We start from the raw sequence: 20,500 nt of genomic DNA on the forward strand, positions 1-20,500 counted from the left end.
CGGACCAACCGCCTGTTCCGACTCCGGTTTTGCGGCCTGCATTGACGGGGCGGATTTCGTCACCGACGCCGGCCAGAAGGCCGGCATCGATGTCGCGCAATCGCTACCAGCGCTGGTGCACATGCGGGGCGACGAGGCGGTAGTAGACCTCGCGCGTCGCTTCCATCACGTCTTCCGGAATGGCGGGCAGGCCCGCAGCCTTGGCGTTCGCCTGCGCCTGCTCGGCATTGCGCGCGCCGGGGATGACGACGCTGACGGCATCCGCCATCAGGATCCAGCGCAGCGCGAAGGCGGCCATGGTCGTGCCGGCAGGCACCAGCGCGCGGATTTCCTCGACGGCCTGCAAGCCGGTCTCGAAGGGCACGCCGGCAAAGGTCTCGCCGACATCGAAGGATTCGCCGTGGCGGTTGAAGTTGCGGTGGTCGTCCGCAGCAAAAGCCGTCTCGCGGGTGATCTTGCCCGAGAGCAGGCCGCTTGCCAGCGGCACGCGGGCGATGATCGCGACATGGCGGCGGGCGGCTTCCTTGAAGAAGAGCTGCGCCGGGCGCTGGCGGAACATGTTGTAGATGATCTGCACGCTGACGACGCCCGGGAACTCGATCGCCTTCAGCGCTTCCTCGACCTTCTCGACGCTGACGCCGTAGTTGGCGATCTTGCCGGCGGCCTTGATCTCCTCCAGCGCCTGGAAGACTTCGGGGCGGTAGTAGACCTCCGCCGGCGGGCAATGCAGCTGCACGAGGTCGAGGCGCTCGACGCCGAGGTTCTTCAGGCTGCGATCGATGAAGCCTTCGAGGTTCTCTTTGTTGTAGCCATCGGCGACATGCGGCGAGAGCCGGCGGCCGGCCTTGGTCGCCACCATCGGGCGCTGGCCGCCGCGTTCCTTCAGCACGTCGGCGATGATCTTTTCCGAGCGGCCGTCGCCATAGACGTCGGCGGTGTCGATGAAGCTCATGCCGGCGTCGAGTGCTGCATGGAGGGCGGCGCGGCCATCCGCCTCGCTGACGTCACCCCAGGCGCCGCCGATCTGCCAGGCGCCGAAGCCGATATCCGTGGTGGTAAAACCCGTGCGGCCGAATTTGCGATGTCTCATGAAAAAGTCTCCCGACAGATTGATTGTGTCGGGAGGTAGCATTCCGCTGGAACGCGGACAAGGAAATCGCTTCCGCCTATGGCTCAGGCCGGAGTGATTTCTACCAGATAGAAGGCCGCACTTTCGCCGGCCGAGACCACCTCGGCACGCTCCGAGCCATCGAGCACCAGGGCATCCAGCGGCTGGAGCCCGATGAGACCGTCAGCGGTGGAAACGCCGAGCGGTTCGAGCGCCAGCAGCAGGCGTTCGCCGGAGGTTTCCGGAAGGCTCAGCGAACCTTCCGCGACGTGCCGCGCCAGCTTGTGCTCGAAAACGCCACGACGGGTCATGACGTTGAGGTCGGTGATCGGGCCGCCGGTGAGGCGCGCCGTGGTGGGCGCATCGGCCGGGAAGGCGAGGGGCGTCGATTGTGGCGTCAGCAGCTTCTCGCCAATGCCCTCGATGGACAGCGCCATCCCGTCCCCCGAAAGCACCGCCAGCGTGCGGTCGATGCCTGGAAAGACCGAAAACGGCCCGTCGCTCGCCACCGTCGCCATGCTGACGCGCCAGCCAAACTCCGAAAGATCGGCACCTTCCGGATGGACGATCACCTCGACCGTCTCGCCGCCGCCGTTCTTCCACGGCATGCGGCGATGTTCGACGTTGCGCAGAAGCCGCATCCTCAATTTCCGAGGATGCCGGGCAGGCGCAGGCCCTTTTCCTTCGCGCAATCGAGCGCGATGTCGTAGCCGGCATCCGCATGGCGCATGACGCCCGTCGCCGGGTCGTTCCACAGCACGCGGCCGAGGCGTTCGGCTGCCGCATCCGTGCCGTCGGCGCAGATGACGACGCCCGAATGCTGCGAGAAGCCCATGCCGACGCCGCCGCCATGGTGCAGCGAAACCCAGGTCGCGCCGGAGGCGGTGTTGAGCAGGGCATTCAGCAGCGGCCAGTCGGACACGGCGTCCGAGCCGTCCTTCATCGATTCCGTCTCGCGGTTCGGCGAGGCGACGGAGCCCGAATCGAGGTGGTCGCGGCCGATGACGATGGGTGCGCTCAGTTCGCCGTTCTTGACCATCTCGTTGAAGGCGAGGCCGAGGCGGTGGCGATCACCGAGGCCGACCCAGCAGATGCGCGCCGGCAGGCCCTGGAAGGCGATGCGCTCGGCGGCCATGTCGAGCCAGTTGTGCAGGTGCTTGTTGTCGGGCAGCAGTTCCTTGACCTTGGCGTCGGTCTTGCGGATGTCCTCCGGATCGCCCGAGAGGGCAGCCCAACGGAAGGGACCGATGCCGCGGCAGAACAGCGGGCGGATATAGGCCGGAACGAAGCCCGGGAAGGCGAAGGCGTTTTCGAGGCCCTCTTCCTTGGCGACCTGGCGGATGTTGTTGCCGTAGTCGAAGGTCGGGATGCCCATGTCCTGGAAGGCGATCATCGCTTCGACATGCTCGCGCATGGAGGCGCGGGCGGCCTTTTCGACGGCCTTCGGGTCGCTTTCGCGCTTTTCCTTCCACTGCGCCATCGTCCAGCCCTTCGGCAGGTAGCCGTTGATCGGGTCGTGCGCCGAGGTCTGGTCGGTGACCATGTCGGGGCGGATGCCGCGGCGGACCATTTCCGGCAGGATTTCGGCGGCGTTGCCGAGCAGACCGACCGACTTGGCTTCACCGGCCTTCGTCCAGCGATCGATCATTGCGAGCGCTTCGTCGAGCGTGTCGGCTTTTTCGTCGATGTAACGGGTACGCAGACGGAAATCGATCGAATCGGGGTTGCACTCGACGGCAAGGCACGAGGCGCCAGCCATGACGGCGGCGAGCGGCTGGGCGCCGCCCATGCCGCCGAGGCCGCCGGTCAGCACCCACTTGCCCTTGAGGTCGCCATTGTAATGCTGGCGGCCGGCTTCGACGAAGGTTTCATAGGTGCCCTGAACGATGCCCTGGCTGCCGATATAGATCCACGAGCCGGCCGTCATCTGGCCGTACATGGCAAGGCCCTTCTTATCCAGCTCGTTGAAATGGTCCCAGTTGGCCCAGTGCGGCACGAGGTTGGAATTGGCGATCAGCACGCGCGGCGCATCCTTGTGCGTGCGGAAAATGCCGACGGGCTTGCCGGACTGCACGATCAGCGTCTCGTTTTCTTCCAGATCGCGCAGCGAGGCGACGATCTTGTCGAAATCGGCCCAGGTGCGGGCGGCGCGGCCGATGCCGCCATAGACGACCAGTTCATGCGGGTTTTCCGCGACGTCGGGGTCGAGATTGTTCATCAGCATGCGCAGCGGCGCTTCCGTCATCCAGCTCTTGGCGGTGAGTTCGGTGCCGCGGGCAGCGCGGATTTCGCGGATGTTGTGGCGGGGATTGTCGGTCATTGGCTGGGTCTCCCGGGATCAGCGTGGAAGGGTGGAGGCAAGCGCCTCGAGACGGTTCAGGATCTCTGTCAGAACAATGCGCAGCCGCGCGGCCTTCTCCTCGTCGAGGGCGAAGGGCGGGGCTTCCGTGGCAAGATGGCTCACTTGGGCGAGTTCCATCTGGATGGCGTGCACGCCGGTTTCCGGCCTGCCGTAATGGCGCGTCGTCCAGCCGCCCTTGAAGCGGCCGTTGAGGATGCTGGTATAGCCCTCGGCCTTAGCGCAGGCTTCGAACGTTGCCGCCTCGATCGCCTTGTCGCAGGTGCGGCCCATATCCGTGCCGACGTTGAAATCCGGCAACCGGCCTTCGAACAGGAAGGGGATCAGCGAGCGGATCGAGTGGCAATCATAGAGGATCGCCACGCCATGGATCGCCTTGACGCGCTCGATCTCGGCGGCAAGGGCCGCATGATAGGGCGCGTGAAAATTGGCGAGTCGGAAGGCGATGTCCGCCTCGGTCGGCGCCTCGCCGTCCTTCCAGATCGGCTTGCCGTCGAAATCCGTTTCCGGAACGAGGCCCGTCGTGTTCTGGCCGGGATAGAGGCTGACGCCTTCAGGGTCCCGGTTGGCGTCGATGACGTAGCGGTGGAAGGTGGCGCGCACCGTTGTGACGTTCGGCAGCAGGCCGTCATAGAGACGTTCGATGTGCCAGTCCGTATCGGCGAGGATGTGGCCGTTGTCGTTCAGGCGTTCCCATATGTCGGCCGGCACGTCCGTGCCGGTATGCGGGAAGGCGAGGATTACGGGCGAGGTGCCCTGATGGGTTTCGAAAACCGCCATGTCAGACCTCCAGAACCGGCAGGAGGCCCTTGGAAACGGAGGCGCCGAGCGCACCCGAGGAGACGAAGCTGCTGGCGGCGGCGAGATCCGGCGCCATGTAGCGGTCCTCTTCCAGCGTCGCGACCACGGTGCGCAGCGTTGCCACGACCTTCTGCAATTCCGGGCTGGTGACGAGCGGCGCGCGGAATTCGATGCCCTGGGCCGCCGTCAGCGCCTCGATGCCGATGATGGCGGAAAGATTTTCCGTCATGCGCAGCAGGCGGCGGGCGCCGTGGCAGGCCATGGAGACGTGGTCTTCCTGGTTGGCGGAGGTCGGCGTCGAATCGACCGAGGCCGGATGCGCCATCTGCTTGTTTTCGCTCATCAGCGCGGCCGAGGTGACTTCCGCGATCATCAGCCCGGAATTGAGCCCCGGCTTCTTGGCGAGGAAGGCCGGCAGGCCGAAGGAAAGGGCAGGGTCGACGAGCAACGCGATGCGCCGCTGCGAAATCGCGCCGATCTCGCAGACCGCAATCGCGATCTGGTCGGCGGCGAAGGCGACGGGTTCGGCGTGGAAGTTGCCGCCCGAAATGACGCTGTTGTCGGACAGCACCAGCGGGTTGTCGGTGACCGCATTGGCTTCGATTTCGAGCGTGCGGGCGGCCGAGCGCAGGACATCGAGGCAGGCGCCGTCGACCTGCGGCTGGCAGCGAATGCAATAGGGGTCCTGCACGCGCTCGTCGCCGGTAATGTGGCTCTCGCGGATGACGGAGCCGGCGAGCAGCGCCCGCAGCGATGCGGCGGCATCGATCTGGCCCTTGTGGCCGCGCAGCGTATGGATGTCCGGATGGAACGGCGCGGAGGAGCCCATGGCGGCATCGGTGGACAGCGCGCCGGTGACGAGGGCCGCCTGGGCGGCACGGTGCGCCCGGAAGAGGCCGGCGAGCGCCAGGGCGGTGGAGACCTGCGTGCCGTTGATGAGGGCGAGGCCCTCCTTGGCGGCAAGCACGACGGGTTTCAGGCCGGCCTTTGCGAGGGCCGCGCCGCCGGGGAGACGTTCGCCGCCATAAATGGCTTCGCCTTCGCCGATCATCACGGCCGCCATATGGGCGAGGGGCGCGAGGTCGCCGGAGGCGCCAACGGAACCCTGTTCCGGGATGACCGGGATGACGCCCTTTTCCTGCATGGTTTCCAGCAGGCGGACGATATCGAGGCGCACGCCGGAGGCGCCGCGGCCGAGCGAGATCAGCTTCAGCGCCATGATGAGGCGCACGATGTTTTCGGACAGAGGTTTGCCGACGCCGCAGCAATGCGACAGGATCAGGTTGCGCTGGAGCGTGGCGACATCGGCCGCCGCGATCTTGATGGAAGCGAGTTTGCCGAAGCCGGTATTGATGCCGTAGACCGGCTCGTCGCCGCCGGCGATTTCGGCAATGCGGGCGGCCGCCTTTTCAATGCCGGCGTCGAAGGACGGGTCGAGACGGGCGGAAGTGCCGGTCCAGTAGATGGATTCAAGAGTTTTGAGGGGCACGGAGCCCGGATGAAGCGTGATTGTCATTTTGCATTCCTCGATGCAGCCCGGCCTTCGAATTGACCTGCTGCGAATTGACCTAATGTCCGCTGCGGATACGGGCAAACATGGGGTTGAAGCCCATGCGGTAGACCAGTTCCGCCGGCCGGCCGATGTCCCAGAGGACGAAATCGGCCCACTTTCCGGCTTCGAGCGTCCCCACTTCATCGACCAGGCCCAGCGCGCGTGCGGCTTCGCGGGTGGTGCCGGCAATGCATTCCGTGACGGTCATGCCGAAGAGGGTGGCGGCCATGTTCATGGTGAGGAGAAGCGAGGTCAGCGGCGAGGTGCCGGGATTGGAATCCGTCGCGACGGCCATTTTCACGCCATGCTTGCGGAAGAGCTCGACCGGCGGCTTCTTCGTCTCGCGGATGAAGTAGAAGGCGCCCGGCAGGATGACGGCGACCGTGCCAGCCTGCGCTATGGCGGCGGCACCGGCATCGTCGGTATATTCGAGATGGTCGGCCGAAAGCGCGCCGTAGGAGGCGGCAAGGGCTGCGCCATTGAGGTTCGAAAGCTGGTCGGCGTGCAGCTTGACCGGCAGGCCGAAGCCCTTGGCGGCGTCGAAGACCTTCGTCATTTCCGCCGGCGAGAAGGCGATGCCCTCGCAAAAACCGTCCACGGCATCGGCAAGGCCTTCCGCCGCGATGGCCGGCAGCATCTCGTTGACCACTTTGTCGATATAGGCCGCCTTGTCGCCGTTCATTTCCGGCGGCAGCGCGTGGGCGCCGAGGAAGGTGGTACGCACGGTCACGTCGCGCTGTTCGGCAACGCGGCGGGCGGCGCGCAGCGACTTGAGTTCGTTTTCGGTATCGAGGCCGTAGCCGGATTTCAGCTCGACGGTCGTCACGCCCTCGGCAATCAGCGCGTCGAGGCGGGGCAGCGTCTGGCGCACGAGATCGTCTTCGCTGGCAGCGCGCAGCGCCTTGACCGAGGAGACGATGCCGCCACCGGCGCGCGCGATCTCCTCATAGGAGGCGCCGGCAAGACGCAGCTCGAATTCATGGGCGCGGTCGCCGGCATGCACGAGATGGGTGTGGCAGTCGATGAGGCCCGGCGTGATCCACCGGCCTTCGCAATCGATGGTTTCCGCGGCGGAGAATTCGGCGGGCAGATCGGCTTCAGGACCCACAAAGGCGATGCGGCCGTCGCGCACGGCAATAGTGCCATCTTCGACGATGCCGAGGCCGGGCAGGCTCTCGTTGAGCGTCGCCAGCCGGGCATTGCGCCAGACGCGCACCGTGTCCTTTTCCGCTGCTGATACCATGATTGCCTCTTCCCTGTGATGAAGATAATGTATATACATAATCGCAGAGGACGCAAGAGCGAATTTGCGGATCGGCGTCGAAGATACACCGGAAGAGGGAGGGAGCGGCATGGCCGTCATTCATGCAAGGCAGGCGTTGCTTACGGGCGGTTGGGCGAAGGATGTGCGTCTCCATATCGAAGGCGGCCGCATCGCGCGCCTCGAAACGGACGCCGCCGCGAAAGCGGGTGACGAGCGCCACGACACTGTCGTCGCCGGCATGCCGAACCTGCACAGCCACGCCTTCCAGCGCGGCATGGCCGGCCTTGCCGAAACGCGCGGGCCGGGCAGCGACAGCTTCTGGAGCTGGCGCAACGTCATGTATCGCTTCGCGCTGTCCATGACGCCGGATGATGTCGAGGCGGTGGCTGCCCAGCTCTATGTCGAGATGCTGGAGGCGGGCTTTACCCGCGTCGGCGAGTTCCACTACCTGCACCACGACAAGGATGGCGGGCATTATGGCGACATCGCCGAGATGGCCGTTCGCATTGCGTCGGCGGCGTCCGAAACCGGCATCGCGCTGACGCTGCTGCCCGTCTTCTATGCCCATGCCGGCTTCGGCGGCACGGCGCCGGGTGAGGGGCAGCGCCGTTTCATCAACGACCAGGACTCCTACGCCCCGCTGCTGGAGCGTTGCCGCGCGCTTACGGATGTACTGCCCGGCGGCATCACCGGCGTCGCGCCGCACAGCCTGCGCGCGGTGACACCGGAGGAGCTTTCCGCCGTCGTCACCATGGCCGGCGACAAGCCGATCCACATCCACATCGCCGAGCAGGTGAAGGAAGTGGAAGACAGCATCGCCTGGTCCGGCCGCCGCCCGGTGGAATGGCTGCTCGACAACCAGGCCGTCGACGGCCGCTGGTGCTTCATCCACGCCACGCACATGACGGACAGCGAGACGCGCGGCATGGCGGAAGTGGGCGCGATTGCCGGCCTCTGCCCGATCACCGAAGCCAATCTCGGCGACGGCATCTTCCCGGCGGACTTTTTCGCCGCCGGCGGCCGATTCGGCGTCGGCTCGGATTCCAACGTACTGATCGGCCTGCCGGACGAACTGCGCCAGCTGGAATATTCCGAGCGTCTCGCCCACCGCGCCCGCAACGTGCTCGCCGCCCCCGGCGGCTCGACGGGCCGGGCGCTGTTCGACAGTGCGCTGGTCGGCGGTGCCGCGGCGCTGGGCGTCGAAGCGGGCATCACTGCCGGTAACGCGGCAGACTTCGTCAGCGTCAAGGCCCGCCACGGCCTCGATCTCGCAGGCGACGCGCTGCTCGACGGCTGGATTTTTGCCAACGGTGCCGAGGTCGATTGCGTCTGGGTGAACGGGCGCAAGCAGGTCGAGGGCGGCCGCCATGCGGCGCGCGAAAAAATCGGCCGGCGCTTCACCGCGACGATGCGGGCGCTCACGGACGCCTGAGGGCGTATTGTAAGGCGGCCCTGCCTTTCCTATGACTTGTCCCACCGGGCGATTGCGCCCGGTTGGAGCATTTCCGGTGAACTCCGGTTCACCGGAAATGCTCCAGGTTTTTTGTTTTTGCCGCATTATCCGACGCCGAAGCGATGCCGCTTCGGCTGGAAATGCTCTAGCGCGGAGGCGACCATTTCCATCGACCAGGAGAAGACACGGACCGAGGCCAAGGAGCCGCCGCTGCATCGCCGCATCCTGGAGGAAGTGGAAGGCAAGATCCTTTCGGGCGAATGGCCGCCGGGCCACCGCATTCCCTTCGAGCACGAGCTGACCGAGCAATACCAATGTTCGCGCATGACCGTGAACAAGGCGATCACCGAGCTGGTCAAGCGCGGCCTCATCGAGCGGCGGCGCAAATCCGGCAGCTATGTCACCCATCCGCATGCGCAATCGGCCGTGCTGGAGATCCACGACATCCGCCTCGAAGTCGAATCACTCGGGCTGCGCTATCGTTACGAGAAGCGCACGCGCCTCGACCGCTCGGCAAAAGCGGCCGATCGACGCCTGATGGACCTGCCGGAGCCCGCGCCGCTGACGGAGATTTCCGCGCTGCATTTCGCCGGCGCCCAGCCGTTCTGCCTGGAGGATCGACTGATCAACCTTGTCGCCGTGCCGGAGGCCGCGGCCGAAACCTTTGACGATACCGCGCCCGGCGCCTGGCTGATCAGCCGCGTGCCGTGGAGTGCCGCCGAACACCGCATCCGTGCCGTCGGCGCCGATGCCCGTGCCGCAGACCTGCTGGCGATCGCCCCGGGCACGGCCTGTCTGGTCGTCGAGCGGCGCACCTGGAGCGGCGGCGTCTATATAACCCATGTGCGGCTGACCTATCCGGGCGAAAAACACGAGCTCGTCGCCGAATTCGCTCCGTCGCATCCCAAGCAAAACGCCTGAACCCTTAGGACCAATCGACATTCAGCCCATGCCGGTCTGCAAATGGCGCTTTTGCGTGCTTCCGGTGCTCACGTACATTGAGTACGCTGCGCTCCGGGTCACGCAAAACCACCATTTTCGCCACGGCCTGAGCTGAATGTCGATTGGTCCTAGGCGCCGCCGGCGAAATGTTCGGACCGGATGGTGGCGTAATAGGGCGCCAGCGACGGGCTTGCCTCGCTCAGCACATCGAAGGTCGCGTCGTCGGCCGTCAGCCGTCCGGCATATTTGTCCTCGATGAAGCGGGCATGCTGGGCCCTCGCAGCATCCGGCAGGCTGCGCAGGGCGGTGAAGACGGGCGCGGCACCAGTGCGGCCCTTTACCGTGATGCGGTCGAGTTCCAGCACGGCGAAATCCGTCGCGGCAAGCGTCGCCGTGCGCTCGCCGATGAGCAGCGGCACGCCATAGGCCTTTGACGCGCCCTCCAGGCGCGAGGCGAGGTTCACGGCGTCGCCCAGCACCGAATAGTCGAAGCGCTGCGACGAGCCCATGTTTCCGACCACGCAGTCGCCGGTATTGATGCCGATGCCGATGCGCAAGGCGTGATAGGGCGTGCCGCTCGCCGCCGCTTCCGCCTTCAGCTTGGCATTCAGCGTCGCCATCGCGTCGAGCATGTCGAGCGCGGCGGCGACCGCGTGCCGGGCATGGTGCTCGTCGTCGAGCGGCGCGTTCCAGAAGGCCATCACGCAGTCGCCGATATATTTGTCGATGGTGCCGCCATGTTTCAGCACGATGTCGGACAGCGGCGTCAGCAGCCGGTTGATCAGCGTGGTCAGCTGTTCCGGGTCGTCCTTCATCGTCTCGGCGATGGTGGTGAAACCGCGCACGTCGCAAAACAGGATGGAGAGCGTGCGCCGCTCGCCACCGAGTTTCAGCTGCGAGGGATCGCGGGCGAGCCGCTCGACGAGGGCGGGCGAGAGATATTGCGAGAAGGCGCGCACGATCTCGCGGCGCCGCCGCCGCTCCTCCGCATAGTCGAGTGCTGTCTGGCCGGCAGCGACCAGGAGCAGCGCGACGGTGGGGCCGATCGGCGAGACGAAAAGCGTCGCCTCGCGGATTAGCGCGAAGCTTAACAGCCCCAGCACCGCCGTGGCGAACATGCTGAGCACGACCGTCTGCCAGCGCGTCGCGCGCCGCACGAGCGCGGCTGAAAAAAGCGCCGCAAGGGCGACGGACGTGATGGCGAGCGGTGTGCCGGCGCGGGTGATCGCCGCACCCGTGGTGAGGTTGTCGAAAATCGTCGCCTGGATTTCCGCCCCCGCCACCAGCCGGCCGGTATGCACCGTATAGGGTGTCGCGAAGGCGTCGGCGCCACCGGAATTGATGACGGGCGCATTCTGCAGGCTGAGGCCGACGATGACCACGCGGCCCTTGAACATATCCTTCGGCAGCATGTTTTCCGGGTCGAGCGCCTGGTAGTAGGAGACGGTTGGGTAGCTGCGCGAGGGACCGAAGGATTGCAGCAGCTTGCCCACGGGCGAGACCGCCGCCTTGCCGGCGATGCGGGCAAGCGCCAGCGCAAAGCCATCCTCGTAGCGCGGCAGGTCGCGAAAGACCCCGTCGCCGCCGAGCGTGATGGAGGCGATGCCGGTCACGGCGCCCGCTTGCGAAAAGGCCGGCAGCGGGGTGGTGCGCAGGAACTGCTCGGCCTGCGGCGTGACGATGACGCTCTCGTCGCCGGCAAGCACCACATCCGGCCCGAGCGCCTTGGCGAGCGCCGCATCGGAGGCCGGATTGGACGGCTCGGCGAAGATGATGTCGAGGCCGATTGCCGTGGCACCGGCCTTGCGCAGGCTTTCGACCAGCCGGGCGTGCAATTCGCGCGGCCAGGGCCATTGCGCGTTGATCTCGGCCAGCGACGGTTCGTCGATCGCCACGATGACCGGGCTTGCGGCCGGCGGACGGGGATCGTCGAGGGTGGAAAAGTAGTCGAAGGCACGCAGGTCCGCGAGCGACCAGCCCGGAAGCTGCGGCAGCGCGGAAACCAGCACGATGACCGCGAAGGTGAGCACCGCGAGGCGCTTGCTGCGGCGCGACCATCGGTGCGAAAAGCGCAGTCCCGTCTTCATGCGCCGGTGCTCCGGGCAGGGCGCGGCAGGGTAAGACGGGAGGGCGGGACGAGGCTTCGCATGGCGCCAGCACTCGACATCCCCTCAAAAAAGTCAAGCGGCGCCGCACGCATGCCGTTGCTTTCCAAAACCTCTCGGCTATCACGAGGAAAAACGGGGACGAAAGCGACATGGCGGCGGTGGAAGATCGGCAAAGCATTCTGGAACGGGCAATGGGCGGCGCAGAGGGCATCGCGGTCGAACATTTCGACCATATCCGCCGCATCAACGACGTGTTCTATGACCAGGTGAAGATTTCCGACCAGAAGGCCGCCTATATCTTCACCTTCATGCTGGCGCTGCTCGTCACCTCCACGGAAAGCCGCGCCGTGTTCACCTGGTCGCGTTATGCGGACGCCGACCTTTCCACGATCGTCTTTTCCGGCCTTCTTGCCTTCGCCCTGGTCTTTTCCATGGTCTCGGCGATCCTCGTCGTGCTGCCGCGCCGCGTCGACAAGGCGACATCGCTCTTCTGGGGCGCCTGGCCCCACCATCGCGAGGGGTTCCGCAAGGCCGCCGAGACCCGCGATATCGACTATCTCTTCGAGCAATACATGCAGAACGCCGACGCCATCGCCGCGATCGCCAGCGACAAATACCGTTTCGTCGGCTTCGCCTTCCGCGGCCTGCTGCTGACGGTCATCGCCTATGTGGCGCTGCTTGCGACGCGGTGAAGGCGGCGATAGGGGTTCGGGCGGCATTTTGCTGTTGGCTTTGCCAGCAGGAATTCTAAGGTGCGGGGCGGGTTCACGTCCCAGCGAGGATCGAGAATGATGGACATGCACGGCCTGAACGCTGCTGCTTATCGCGATGACAATGCAGGAGAGGGACGGCGTCCGCTCGAAAGCTTCGGCATTGCCAACATTCATGTCCACCGCGCGAAAATCTGGCACAAGGGCCACCTTCTTGTTGAAAGCCCGGTCTGGCTTGCCGGCGATATCTCTTCGCGCGGAATGATCGGCGCCTATACCTTCCTGCGGGACAACGTGCGGATTTCCGGGCAAACGGCGCATATCGGGCGATATTGTTCGATCGCCCCCGGTGCGGTGATCGGCGACAGCAACCATCCGACCGACTGGCTCTCGACGCATTCCTTCCAGTGGGGAGACGGCCAGTGGATTCCGTCCGAGGCGATGCGGCAGTTCACCAGCCCGCCCAAGCAAGTGCCACAGCGCACGATCGTCGGCAGCGACGTCTGGATCGGCGCCAACGCGATCATCCTGCCCGGCGTGAACGTGGGCGATGGCGCCATCATTGCGGCGGGCTCCGTCGTCTCGCGCGATGTTCCTCCCTATGCGATCGTTGGCGGCATCCCCGCGCGCATCATCCGGCACCGTTTCGACGAAGAGACGATCGCCCGCCTGATGCGCGTGCGGTGGTGGCGGTTCCGGCTCGACGACCTGTTCGACATCCCGTTCAACGATATCCAGCTGGCGCTTGCCGAGCTGGAAAAGCGGCTGGCGGCTGGTGAACTGCGTGAACTGGAGCCGAAACTCTACGCGGTGGCGAAAAAAGAGATCACCGAACTGGACGATCCGAAAGCGCTGCGATTGTTCCGCAAGCGTCTCCACGGCGCCGAAACCAAGGCCAAGACGCCTGCCGCCGCCACGCCGAATGCAGAGCCGCAAGGAGAGCCGATTGGCGCCGTGTCCCCGTTTACTCGCCTCAAACCTTTCCTGCCGTGGATTACGGCGTTCATTGCCGGCATCGTGGGAAGTGCTGCCTGGGAGATCGCATTCGGCTGACGGCCTGAAACGTTGTCGTCACGAAGGCCGCCATGCCTCGTCGTTTCCGCGCGCCATGATCAGCGTCGCGATGGCAAGCCGTTCCTCGACGGCGTCGCGCTCGGCGATCATCGTTCGCAAGGCTTCCAGCGCATTGCCGTTGTGAAAGGCGAGGATTTCCAGCGCTTCCTCGCGAAAAACCTGTTTTTGCCGTCGATCCGCGCGCATCATTGAAGCCGGAGCTCCAGCTGGCGCTTGCTCTTCAGCACGTAAAGGGGCTTGGCGACCGCCTCCAGCTTGCGCTGGAACTCGGCCCGGTGGGCCTGCTGCTTTTCGCGCAGCGCCCGGCAGGCGGCGACTTCGGCAAGGGCACGTTCGACGGCATCGGTTTGCATCGGTACCTCCATTTGTTCTCTTTATGTTCCATTTTCATCGACGGATGTCAAGCCGCGAATCGGCGCGCCAAAACAACGCGGTGCCGTGTGAAACCTGTCCAAAGGGAGGAGAAGGGCGCGGAAAGGGAGTAGGCGTGTGTACCCCTGCGGGTGGATTCCTGCGCTTCGACGAGGGTCCCTTGACCTTTTGCTCAAATGTCGGCCCCGCATTTCTATCGCTATGCTTGCATCATCGTCCATGCAACCTGATCGCTCCAGGTCAGGGCATCGCGGCGATTGCAGGGGCGTCATATGATTTTCTTGCTGCTCGAAAGCTCGGCGTCTCTTGCGTTGAGCGCCTTTTTCGTCGTCCTGTTGCGTTCATTGTCAGTTCCCCTTCACCTCATGGATCTGCCGGATCACCGGAAGATCCATGAGGGTGCCATACCGCTGTGCGGCGGCATCGCGATCTTCCTGGCGTTCGCCGGCATCAGCCTGCTCGCTTCAGGCCCGATGGCTTGCGGGCCGGGCTTCTGGGCGGCGACGCTGCTGATCGTCGGGCTCGGCGTCGCGGATGATCGGTTCGCACTGCCCGCCCGCTTCCGCTTCGGGGCGCAGGTGCTGATCGCGATCACGCTGATCTCCGCGGAAGGGCTGGGGCAGGTGTCGTTCGGCGACCTGCTGGAACTGGGGATCGTCTTCGGCCCCATCGGCCTTCTCGTGCTCTCCGTCGCCTTCATCGTCGGGCTGATCAACGCCTGGAACATGCTGGACGGCGTCGACGGGCTTGCCGGCGGCAGCGCCGTTGCCGCGCTGGTGTGGATCCTCCTCCTGTCGCTGCACGCGGGTGCCGAGGGGCTCGTCGTTCCGGTCGCCCTCCTGCTTGCGGCGATCGGCGGCTTTCTCATCTTCAACCTGCGCAGCCCCTGGCGCGCCCGCGCCTCGGTCTATCTGGGCGATGCCGGCAGCACGGCGCTGGGCGGGATCATCGCCTACCTGATCCTGTGCCTGTCGAATGGCGCGGAGGGGCTCGCCTTCCAGAGCCTGCTCTGGCTGGTGATCATTCCGGTGGTCGATACGCTGAGCCTGATGGTGCGCCGCATGCTTGATCACCGCAGTCCCATGTCGGCGGATCGCCGGCACCTGCATCACCTGCTGATCGATACCGGATTTTCGCCCGCGGCCACCAGCTATGTCATCGTCCTGGTGTCGTTCCTGTGCGGCGGCGTCGGCTATCTTGGCCTGGTGTTCAATCTTCCGGGGCCTGTGATGGTGATTGGTCTCGTCTTCGTCGCGATCGCCCATACCGCATTCGTGCTCGCCGCCGAGTCCGCCACGCGCCGGCGGGTCCATCGCGCCGCCCGTCCCTCAATTAAGCTGCAGATGTAACGGGGGAGGGCGGCCGATGTCGATTTCCGTACTGATCATGACGTTGAACGAGGAGAGAAATCTCCCCGCCTGCCTGGCCTCGCTGGACTGGTGCGACGATATCGTCGTGCTCGATTCCTACAGCACCGACAGGACGGTGGAGATCGCAAAGGCGGCGGGCGCCCGGGTCTACCAGCGGGTGCACGATACCGAATCGCACCAGCGCACCTACGGGCTGAAGGAGATCACCTACAAATATCCTTGGGTCTATACGCCGGACGCCGACGAGGTGACACCGCCGGACCTGCGCGACGAGATGCTGGCGATCGCCCGCGATCCGGTGCGCCCCGAAAGCTCCTTCCGCATCCGCTACAAGAACATGTTCATGGGGCGCTGGATCAAGCACAGCAGCCTCTACCCCACCTGGATCACCCGCCTCGTGCGGCCGGATCGGGTGCGCTACGAGCGCGATGCCCATTCGCGCTGCTTGCCCGAGGGACCGGAGGGGCGGCTCAACGCGCATTTCATCCACTACAGTTTCAACAAGGGCCTCAACGCCTGGTACGACAAGCACAACCGCTATTCCTCTTCGGAGGCGCGCGAGACGGTGATCAGCCTGCGCGAGAAACGCGTGCCCTGGCGCGACCTGCTGAGCGCGGTGCCGGAGGTGCGGCGCCGCGCCATGAAGGAACTGTCGATGCGCCTGCCGTTCCGCCCGGCCGCGCGTTTCCTCTACATGTATATCCTGCGCGGCGGGTTCAGGGACGGCTGGGAAGGCTACCATTACTGCCGGCTGCTCGCCGCCTACGAATACATGATCGTCATCAAGACGGAGGAACTGCGGCGGCGGGAGGAAGGCCTGCCCGTTTGATCAGGCTCGTCCGTACGGGGTTGTGGGCAGTACCCCTTGCCTGCGACCGCCGCCGGGAGCGGGAGATGCGAGGCCCCCGCCTCCTGGCGGTTGCTCGTCCGGGGATGCCGACCGTTGCGGCCAGCGGGCGCGGCGTTGAAACCCATTGCGTTCCGCCGATGACAGGGAGGCCCGTCCATCCATGAAATCCCGTTATGACGATCCGGCCTTCGACACGTTGGGCCTTGCCGCACCGCTGCTCGGCGGGCCGACCTTCGCGCTGCGCTTCCGGCTGATGCGGCTTGCCTGGCTCATCGCCTGGCGGTGCCTTGCGGCGTGGACGCCGTCGCCCTTCCATCCCTGGCGCAACCTCTTGCTCCGCCTCTTCGGCGCCAAGCTCGATCCGACGGCGATCGTGCATGGCAGCACGGTCATCTGGTGGCCGGGCAACCTCACCATGGGGCCGAATGCCTCGATGGGACCGGGCGTGATCTGCTACAACGTCGCGCCCGTGACGCTGGAGGCGCTGGCGATCGTGTCGCAGCGCGCGCATCTGTGCACGGGCACGCACGATATCCAGCAGCCGGCCTTTCCGCTGGTGGCGCGGCCGATCGTGTTGCGCCGCAACGCCTGGATCGCCGCGGAGGCCTTCGTCGGCCCGGGCATGGAGGTGGGCGAGGGGGCGGTTCTGGGTGCGCGTGGTGTCGCGGTCCGGGCGCTGGAACCGTGGACGGTCTATGCCGGCAATCCGGCGCGCGCCGTCGCCAGCCGCCGGCAGGTCGGTTAGCCGTCAGGTGGTGGGAAGCCCGACATTCTCGGTTGCCGGCGCATAGGCTTCGTAGAGGCCGATCGTCAGTTGGGCGATGCGCGGCCAGGTATAGTTCTCGAAGACCAGCCGGCGACCGTTCTGCCCCATGGCGCGGGCTGCCGGTGCATTCGAGAGCGTTTCGACCAGGGCGCTCGCGACATCCGTCGCATCGAGCGCCACGACCGCGCCGGCGCCGGCAACGGCCACTTCGGGAAAATGGCAGGCACGGGTGATGACGACCGGCGTGCCGCAGGCGAGCGCCTCGGTGATCGCCACGCTGAACCCCTCCTGCCGGCTGGGCAGGCAGAAGCAGGCGGCGGAAACGAAGGCTTGCAGCTTCGTCTCGCCATAGAGCGGGCCGACCATGAAGACCCGCCTTTCGAGCCCGAAGCGGCGCACGAGATCGCGGAAGTCGTCCTCCGCGCCGCCATCCGGCCCCGCCACGACGAGGTCAACATCCGGGCATTCCTGCGCAACCCGCTGGAAGGCGTCGGCCAGAAGGTCGAGACCCTTCTTGTAGTGCAGGCGGGAGAGGAACAGCACGAAGCGCCGTTCTGCCGGCAGGCCGATCAGCGTGGGAAAGGTCTTGGCGGAGGGGAGGTGTTCGAATTCCTCGATGAAGACGCCATTCGGAATGATCTCGGCCGGCGCCTTCAGGCCGAGCGGCCGCATCAGCTCCGCCTCGTCGCGGTTGAGGGCATGGATGAAGGCCGCATGGTCGAGCATCCGGCGGCAGCCAAGCGCCAGCGCCAGGCGTTTCTTCCAAGGCTTTTGCGCAAGGCTCCAGGTGTCGAGCATGCCGGCCGGGCATACGCAATAGGGCACGCCGTTGCGCGCGGCGATGGCGGCGGCGAAAACGAGAATCGGCTCCCAGACGCCGTGCAGATGCACCTGATGGGCATCGGCGAGGATGCGCGCCAGAAGCGGCCGCGCCTTGCGGCAGAGCACCTCTTCCAGCCTTCCCGGCGGCACGGCGTGCCAGACGATGTGCTGGAAGCCGGGAATGGCCTCGCCGAGCCGCGCGACATGGCCGAGCGTCTGCGTGTCCGCCTGGCTCACCACATGCACCGAATGGCCGAGGTTGGCCTGGGCCGCCGCAAGCCGCATCACGACCGCCTGCGGGCCTCCCTTGTCCGGATCCATGGTGGTGATGACATGGACGATTTTCATGGCTCGTCGCCATGGGGGCCGTGCAGCCGGGACAGCACGTCGAGAAGGCGCGCGCCGTATTTGTCGACGGTGTGGCTGGCCGCCGTGCGACGTGCGTTGGCCGACATGGTCGCGCGGACGTCCTCGTTGTCGGCGAGGTAGCGTACGGCGTCGACGATCGCCTGCGGGTCGCGCTCCGGCACGATCAGGCCCTCGACGCCATGCCGCACGACGCTTCCCGTGCTGTAGGTGGTGATGACCGGAAGGCCGGAGGCCAGCGCCTCGTAGATGACGGTGGCCGATCCCTCGCAGAGCGAGGGCAGCAGGAAGACATCCGCCCAGCGATACTCCCCGGCGATCTCGGCGCGCGGCACGATGCCCCTGAGCTCGATCGACCGGCTCATCCGCCGGCGGACCGGCTCGGGCAGCCGGTGGGGGCCGGCCATGCGCATGCGCACGGCGGTGCCGAGGCGTTCGGCGGCCTGCAGCACATAGGGCGAGCCCTTGCGCAGGCCCACCTCGCCGATCGTCAGGACGTGCAGCGGGCCGGGTGCGCGGGGCGTAGGGTCGGAACGGTCCTTCGCGTCGACGCCGTAGGGTACGACGACGCAGCGTTCCGCCGGCCCGCCCTCGGCGATGACATGGTCGCGGACGAAATCGGACGGGCAGACGATGCAGTCCGCCAGCGCCCATTCGGCGCGTTCGCGCGCCGCGAAGGTTTCGGCATGGGGGTTCTTCGCCGGTGGGCCGGCCCAGTCGGGAAAACGTCCCATCTCCTCGGCGAGGATGGCTTCCAGCACCGCGCGGGGCGCCACCATCTGCTCGACGGCGACCCAGAGGCCCTGCTTCTTGGCGGCGCGCATCTGTTCCAGCGCATCGCCGCTATAGGCATAGAGGCCGGCGGCGTTGTGAAAGCCCCGGGCTGCGACAAGCGTCGAGAAGCGGCTGCCGGCCCAGACGGCATGCGACATTTCCCCCGCCTGGTCCTCCATGCGCAGGCGCCGGATGGCGGAGCGCACGCCGAAGAGCGGAAAGTCCGTGATGAGTTCCGGCGGAACGCCATTCGGCACCCGCCCGACCAGCCGCCGCACCGGCCGCGGCAGCATCGACTGGGGCAACCGGTGGAGCAGGGCGGGCCAACTCTTGGTGCCGCAGATATCGGTGAAGAAATGGCCGAGCCGGCCTTCCTTCGCCAGGATGCGGGCGACGGCATAGTGCATGCGGGCGCCGAGCTGGCTGACGACGACGGTGTCGGTCATGACGTCTCCTGCTCCAGCAGGACGGTGCGGGCGGGTACCGGCGCGGCTTCAGCCAGATCCCGCAGCAGCCCGCGCCAGGTGGCGAGCGCGCGGTCATAGGCATAGTCGGCTTCGAGCACGGCCCTCGCGGTCTCGCCCATCGCGACGACCCTTTCCGGCGATGCCGCCAGTTCGGCGATCGTGCGGGCGAGCCTTTCGGCCTCGCCGATCCCGATGTTCACCCCGCAGCCCTCGGCATCGATGACGGCCGCGACGCTGCCTTTCGGATCGCCGATGAAGAGCGTTGGCCTGCCGGCGGCGAGGATGCCGTAGAACTTGCTCGGGATGATGCAATGTTCGAGGCGCGGCAGCAGCGATACGACGTGCAGATCCGGCACGCCGAGGCTCTCGGCAAGCTGTTCGGCCGGTTGCAGCGGCTTGAAGGTGACATTGGCGAGGCCGCGTTCGCGCACGGCGCCCTGCACTGAGGCGAGCTTGTGGCCGCCGCCGACCATCAGGAAGCGGATGTCCTGCCGGTCTCGCAAAAGGGTCGCCGCCTCGATCAGCGTGGCGAATTCATGGGCGCGGCCAAAATTGCCCGAATAACCGACGACGAATTTCCGGGTGTAGTCCCAGGCGGCGCGAAGGGGGTTTTCGTCGCGCGGGACAGGGCGGATCTCGGCAGCATCGGACCAATGGTGCAACACGCGCATGCGATCCACAGGGGCGCCGCGTGCGAGCAGGTAATCCGCCATCCGCTCCGTCGGGCAGATCGTCAGGCGCGCGCGGGCGACCGACCGGTCGCGCAGCCAGGCGGCGAGCCGCCCGAGCACGGGCGCCTTGCTGAAAAGGCCGAGCTCGATGGCGGTTTCGGGAAACAGGTCCATGACCCAGTTGACCATCTCGCCGCCGCGTAGCCGGATGGGCAGCGCGCAGCCGAGCGAGATCAGCGGCGGATCGGTGCAGACGACCACCACGTCGCCGCGCCGGACATTGCGGATGAGCCAGCCGAAGGCCGCGAGGTGGAAGGAGAGGTAGTCGATGGCGCGGCCGGGCAGGGTGCTGCGGCCGAAGCGCGAGGTGGAGAGCCTGACGACATCCACGCCGGAGCAGGTTTCCCGCCCGGCGAGGGGAACGTCGGCCTGGTCATGGCGGGTGCGGCTCGCGACGACCGCGACCTCGCCGCCCTGCCGCGCCAGGCCGAAAGCGAGCGCCGATACCATGCGGCTCGTCGCCGACTGGTCGGGATGGAAATATCGATTGACGAAGATCGTCCGCATGAGCCCCCCGGGATCACAATTCCTGCGGGTTACGATCCTGCAATACGCGGACGGGCGGCAAGTTCTCCAAAGGCGCTAGGGGGTATCTTGCCCCCGCACCCGGC

Annotated in this window: 19 protein-coding genes; 7 read left to right on the forward strand and 12 right to left on the reverse strand. The window is 66.2% G+C overall.

All coding sequences use genetic code 11. The annotated features are described in order from the left end of the window. Positions 1-103: 103 nt before the first annotated feature. The 6 genes from AC1RWL_RS19090 to hutI all read right to left on the reverse strand — a co-directional run bounded on the left by AC1RWL_RS19090 (position 104) and on the right by hutI (position 7,063). Positions 104-1,090: an aldo/keto reductase gene (locus AC1RWL_RS19090; protein WP_493096333.1), complete on the reverse strand. Its 987-nt coding sequence runs from the start codon at positions 1,088-1,090 to the stop codon at positions 104-106. Between the two features lie 83 nt (positions 1,091-1,173). Then, positions 1,174-1,749, reverse strand: coding sequence for a HutD/Ves family protein (locus tag AC1RWL_RS19095; protein ID WP_493096332.1), 576 nt, complete (start codon positions 1,747-1,749; stop codon positions 1,174-1,176). Positions 1,750-1,751: 2 nt separating this feature from the next. Next, entirely contained in the window at positions 1,752-3,428 is a 1,677-nt protein-coding gene (gene hutU, locus AC1RWL_RS19100) for a urocanate hydratase (RefSeq protein ID WP_493096331.1), read from the reverse strand. 18 nt (positions 3,429-3,446) lie between these two features. Continuing rightward, entirely contained in the window at positions 3,447-4,247 is an 801-nt protein-coding gene (gene hutG, locus AC1RWL_RS19105; RefSeq protein WP_493096330.1) for an N-formylglutamate deformylase, read from the reverse strand. Between the two features lies 1 nt (position 4,248). Further along, complete coding sequence (gene hutH, locus AC1RWL_RS19110; protein ID WP_493096329.1) at positions 4,249-5,784, reverse strand: histidine ammonia-lyase; 1,536 nt, start codon at positions 5,782-5,784, stop codon at positions 4,249-4,251. Positions 5,785-5,836: 52 nt separating this feature from the next. Next, complete coding sequence (hutI, locus tag AC1RWL_RS19115; RefSeq protein WP_493096328.1) at positions 5,837-7,063, reverse strand: imidazolonepropionase; 1,227 nt, start codon at positions 7,061-7,063, stop codon at positions 5,837-5,839. A gap of 109 nt (positions 7,064-7,172) precedes the next feature. Here hutI and AC1RWL_RS19120 point away from each other — a divergent pair, with 109 nt between their 5' ends. Together AC1RWL_RS19120 and hutC are read left to right on the forward strand one after the other, a co-directional pair. After that, complete coding sequence (locus AC1RWL_RS19120; RefSeq protein WP_493096327.1) at positions 7,173-8,516, forward strand: formimidoylglutamate deiminase; 1,344 nt, start codon at positions 7,173-7,175, stop codon at positions 8,514-8,516. Between the two features lie 183 nt (positions 8,517-8,699). After that, positions 8,700-9,458: a histidine utilization transcriptional repressor HutC gene (hutC, locus tag AC1RWL_RS19125; RefSeq protein ID WP_493096387.1), complete on the forward strand. Its 759-nt coding sequence runs from the start codon at positions 8,700-8,702 to the stop codon at positions 9,456-9,458. A gap of 149 nt (positions 9,459-9,607) precedes the next feature. Here the strand turns inward: hutC and AC1RWL_RS19130 are convergent, their stop codons facing one another. Then, positions 9,608-11,566, reverse strand: a complete 1,959-nt coding sequence (locus tag AC1RWL_RS19130; protein ID WP_493096326.1) for a CHASE2 domain-containing protein — start codon at positions 11,564-11,566, stop codon at positions 9,608-9,610. Positions 11,567-11,778: 212 nt separating this feature from the next. Between AC1RWL_RS19130 and AC1RWL_RS19135 the strand changes: the two genes are divergently transcribed. Both AC1RWL_RS19135 and AC1RWL_RS19140 read left to right on the forward strand, forming a co-directional pair. Further along, positions 11,779-12,279, forward strand: a complete 501-nt coding sequence (locus tag AC1RWL_RS19135; RefSeq protein WP_493096386.1) for a Pycsar system effector family protein — start codon at positions 11,779-11,781, stop codon at positions 12,277-12,279. A 96-nt stretch (positions 12,280-12,375) separates the two neighbouring features. Beyond that, positions 12,376-13,350, forward strand: a complete 975-nt coding sequence (locus AC1RWL_RS19140) for a CatB-related O-acetyltransferase (RefSeq protein ID WP_493096325.1) — start codon at positions 12,376-12,378, stop codon at positions 13,348-13,350. A gap of 18 nt (positions 13,351-13,368) precedes the next feature. Here AC1RWL_RS19140 and AC1RWL_RS19145 read toward each other — a convergent pair whose 3' ends face one another. After that, positions 13,369-13,557: a hypothetical protein gene (locus AC1RWL_RS19145; protein WP_493158443.1), complete on the reverse strand. Its 189-nt coding sequence runs from the start codon at positions 13,555-13,557 to the stop codon at positions 13,369-13,371. Then, on the reverse strand, positions 13,557-13,724 hold the full coding sequence (locus tag AC1RWL_RS19150) for a hypothetical protein (RefSeq protein ID WP_256118970.1): 168 nt from the start codon (positions 13,722-13,724) through the stop codon (positions 13,557-13,559). The genes AC1RWL_RS19145 and AC1RWL_RS19150 overlap by 1 nt, the downstream gene beginning before the upstream one ends. 384 nt (positions 13,725-14,108) lie before the next feature. Here AC1RWL_RS19150 and AC1RWL_RS19155 point away from each other — a divergent pair, with 384 nt between their 5' ends. From AC1RWL_RS19155 to AC1RWL_RS19165, 3 genes are all read left to right on the forward strand, one after another. Next, positions 14,109-15,092 carry an MraY family glycosyltransferase gene (locus AC1RWL_RS19155; RefSeq protein ID WP_493158445.1) on the forward strand — a complete coding sequence of 328 codons (984 nt, stop codon included), beginning with the start codon at positions 14,109-14,111 and terminating at the stop codon, positions 15,090-15,092. A 16-nt stretch (positions 15,093-15,108) separates the two neighbouring features. Further along, complete coding sequence (locus AC1RWL_RS19160) at positions 15,109-15,942, forward strand: glycosyltransferase family 2 protein (RefSeq protein WP_493096323.1); 834 nt, start codon at positions 15,109-15,111, stop codon at positions 15,940-15,942. A gap of 181 nt (positions 15,943-16,123) precedes the next feature. Next, the gene (locus tag AC1RWL_RS19165; protein ID WP_439617049.1) at positions 16,124-16,708 is read left to right on the forward strand and encodes a putative colanic acid biosynthesis acetyltransferase; all 585 of its coding nucleotides are present in this window, start codon (positions 16,124-16,126) and stop codon (positions 16,706-16,708) included. Positions 16,709-16,711: 3 nt separating this feature from the next. Here AC1RWL_RS19165 and AC1RWL_RS19170 read toward each other — a convergent pair whose 3' ends face one another. From AC1RWL_RS19170 to AC1RWL_RS19180, 3 genes are read right to left on the reverse strand one after another with little or no spacing between them, the layout of a single operon-like run. Beyond that, the gene (locus AC1RWL_RS19170) at positions 16,712-17,899 is read right to left on the reverse strand and encodes a glycosyltransferase (RefSeq protein ID WP_493096322.1); all 1,188 of its coding nucleotides are present in this window, start codon (positions 17,897-17,899) and stop codon (positions 16,712-16,714) included. Continuing rightward, entirely contained in the window at positions 17,896-19,137 is a 1,242-nt protein-coding gene (locus AC1RWL_RS19175; RefSeq protein ID WP_492649020.1) for a glycosyltransferase family 4 protein, read from the reverse strand. The genes AC1RWL_RS19170 and AC1RWL_RS19175 overlap by 4 nt, the downstream gene beginning before the upstream one ends. Next, a complete protein-coding gene (locus tag AC1RWL_RS19180; protein ID WP_493096321.1) occupies positions 19,134-20,396 on the reverse strand; it encodes a glycosyltransferase family 4 protein in 1,263 nt (420 codons plus the stop codon). The genes AC1RWL_RS19175 and AC1RWL_RS19180 overlap by 4 nt, the downstream gene beginning before the upstream one ends. Between the last annotated feature and the right edge of the window lie 104 nt (positions 20,397-20,500).

The sequence above is a fragment of the Shinella sp. GW821-FHT10F02 genome (genome assembly GCF_058809275.1).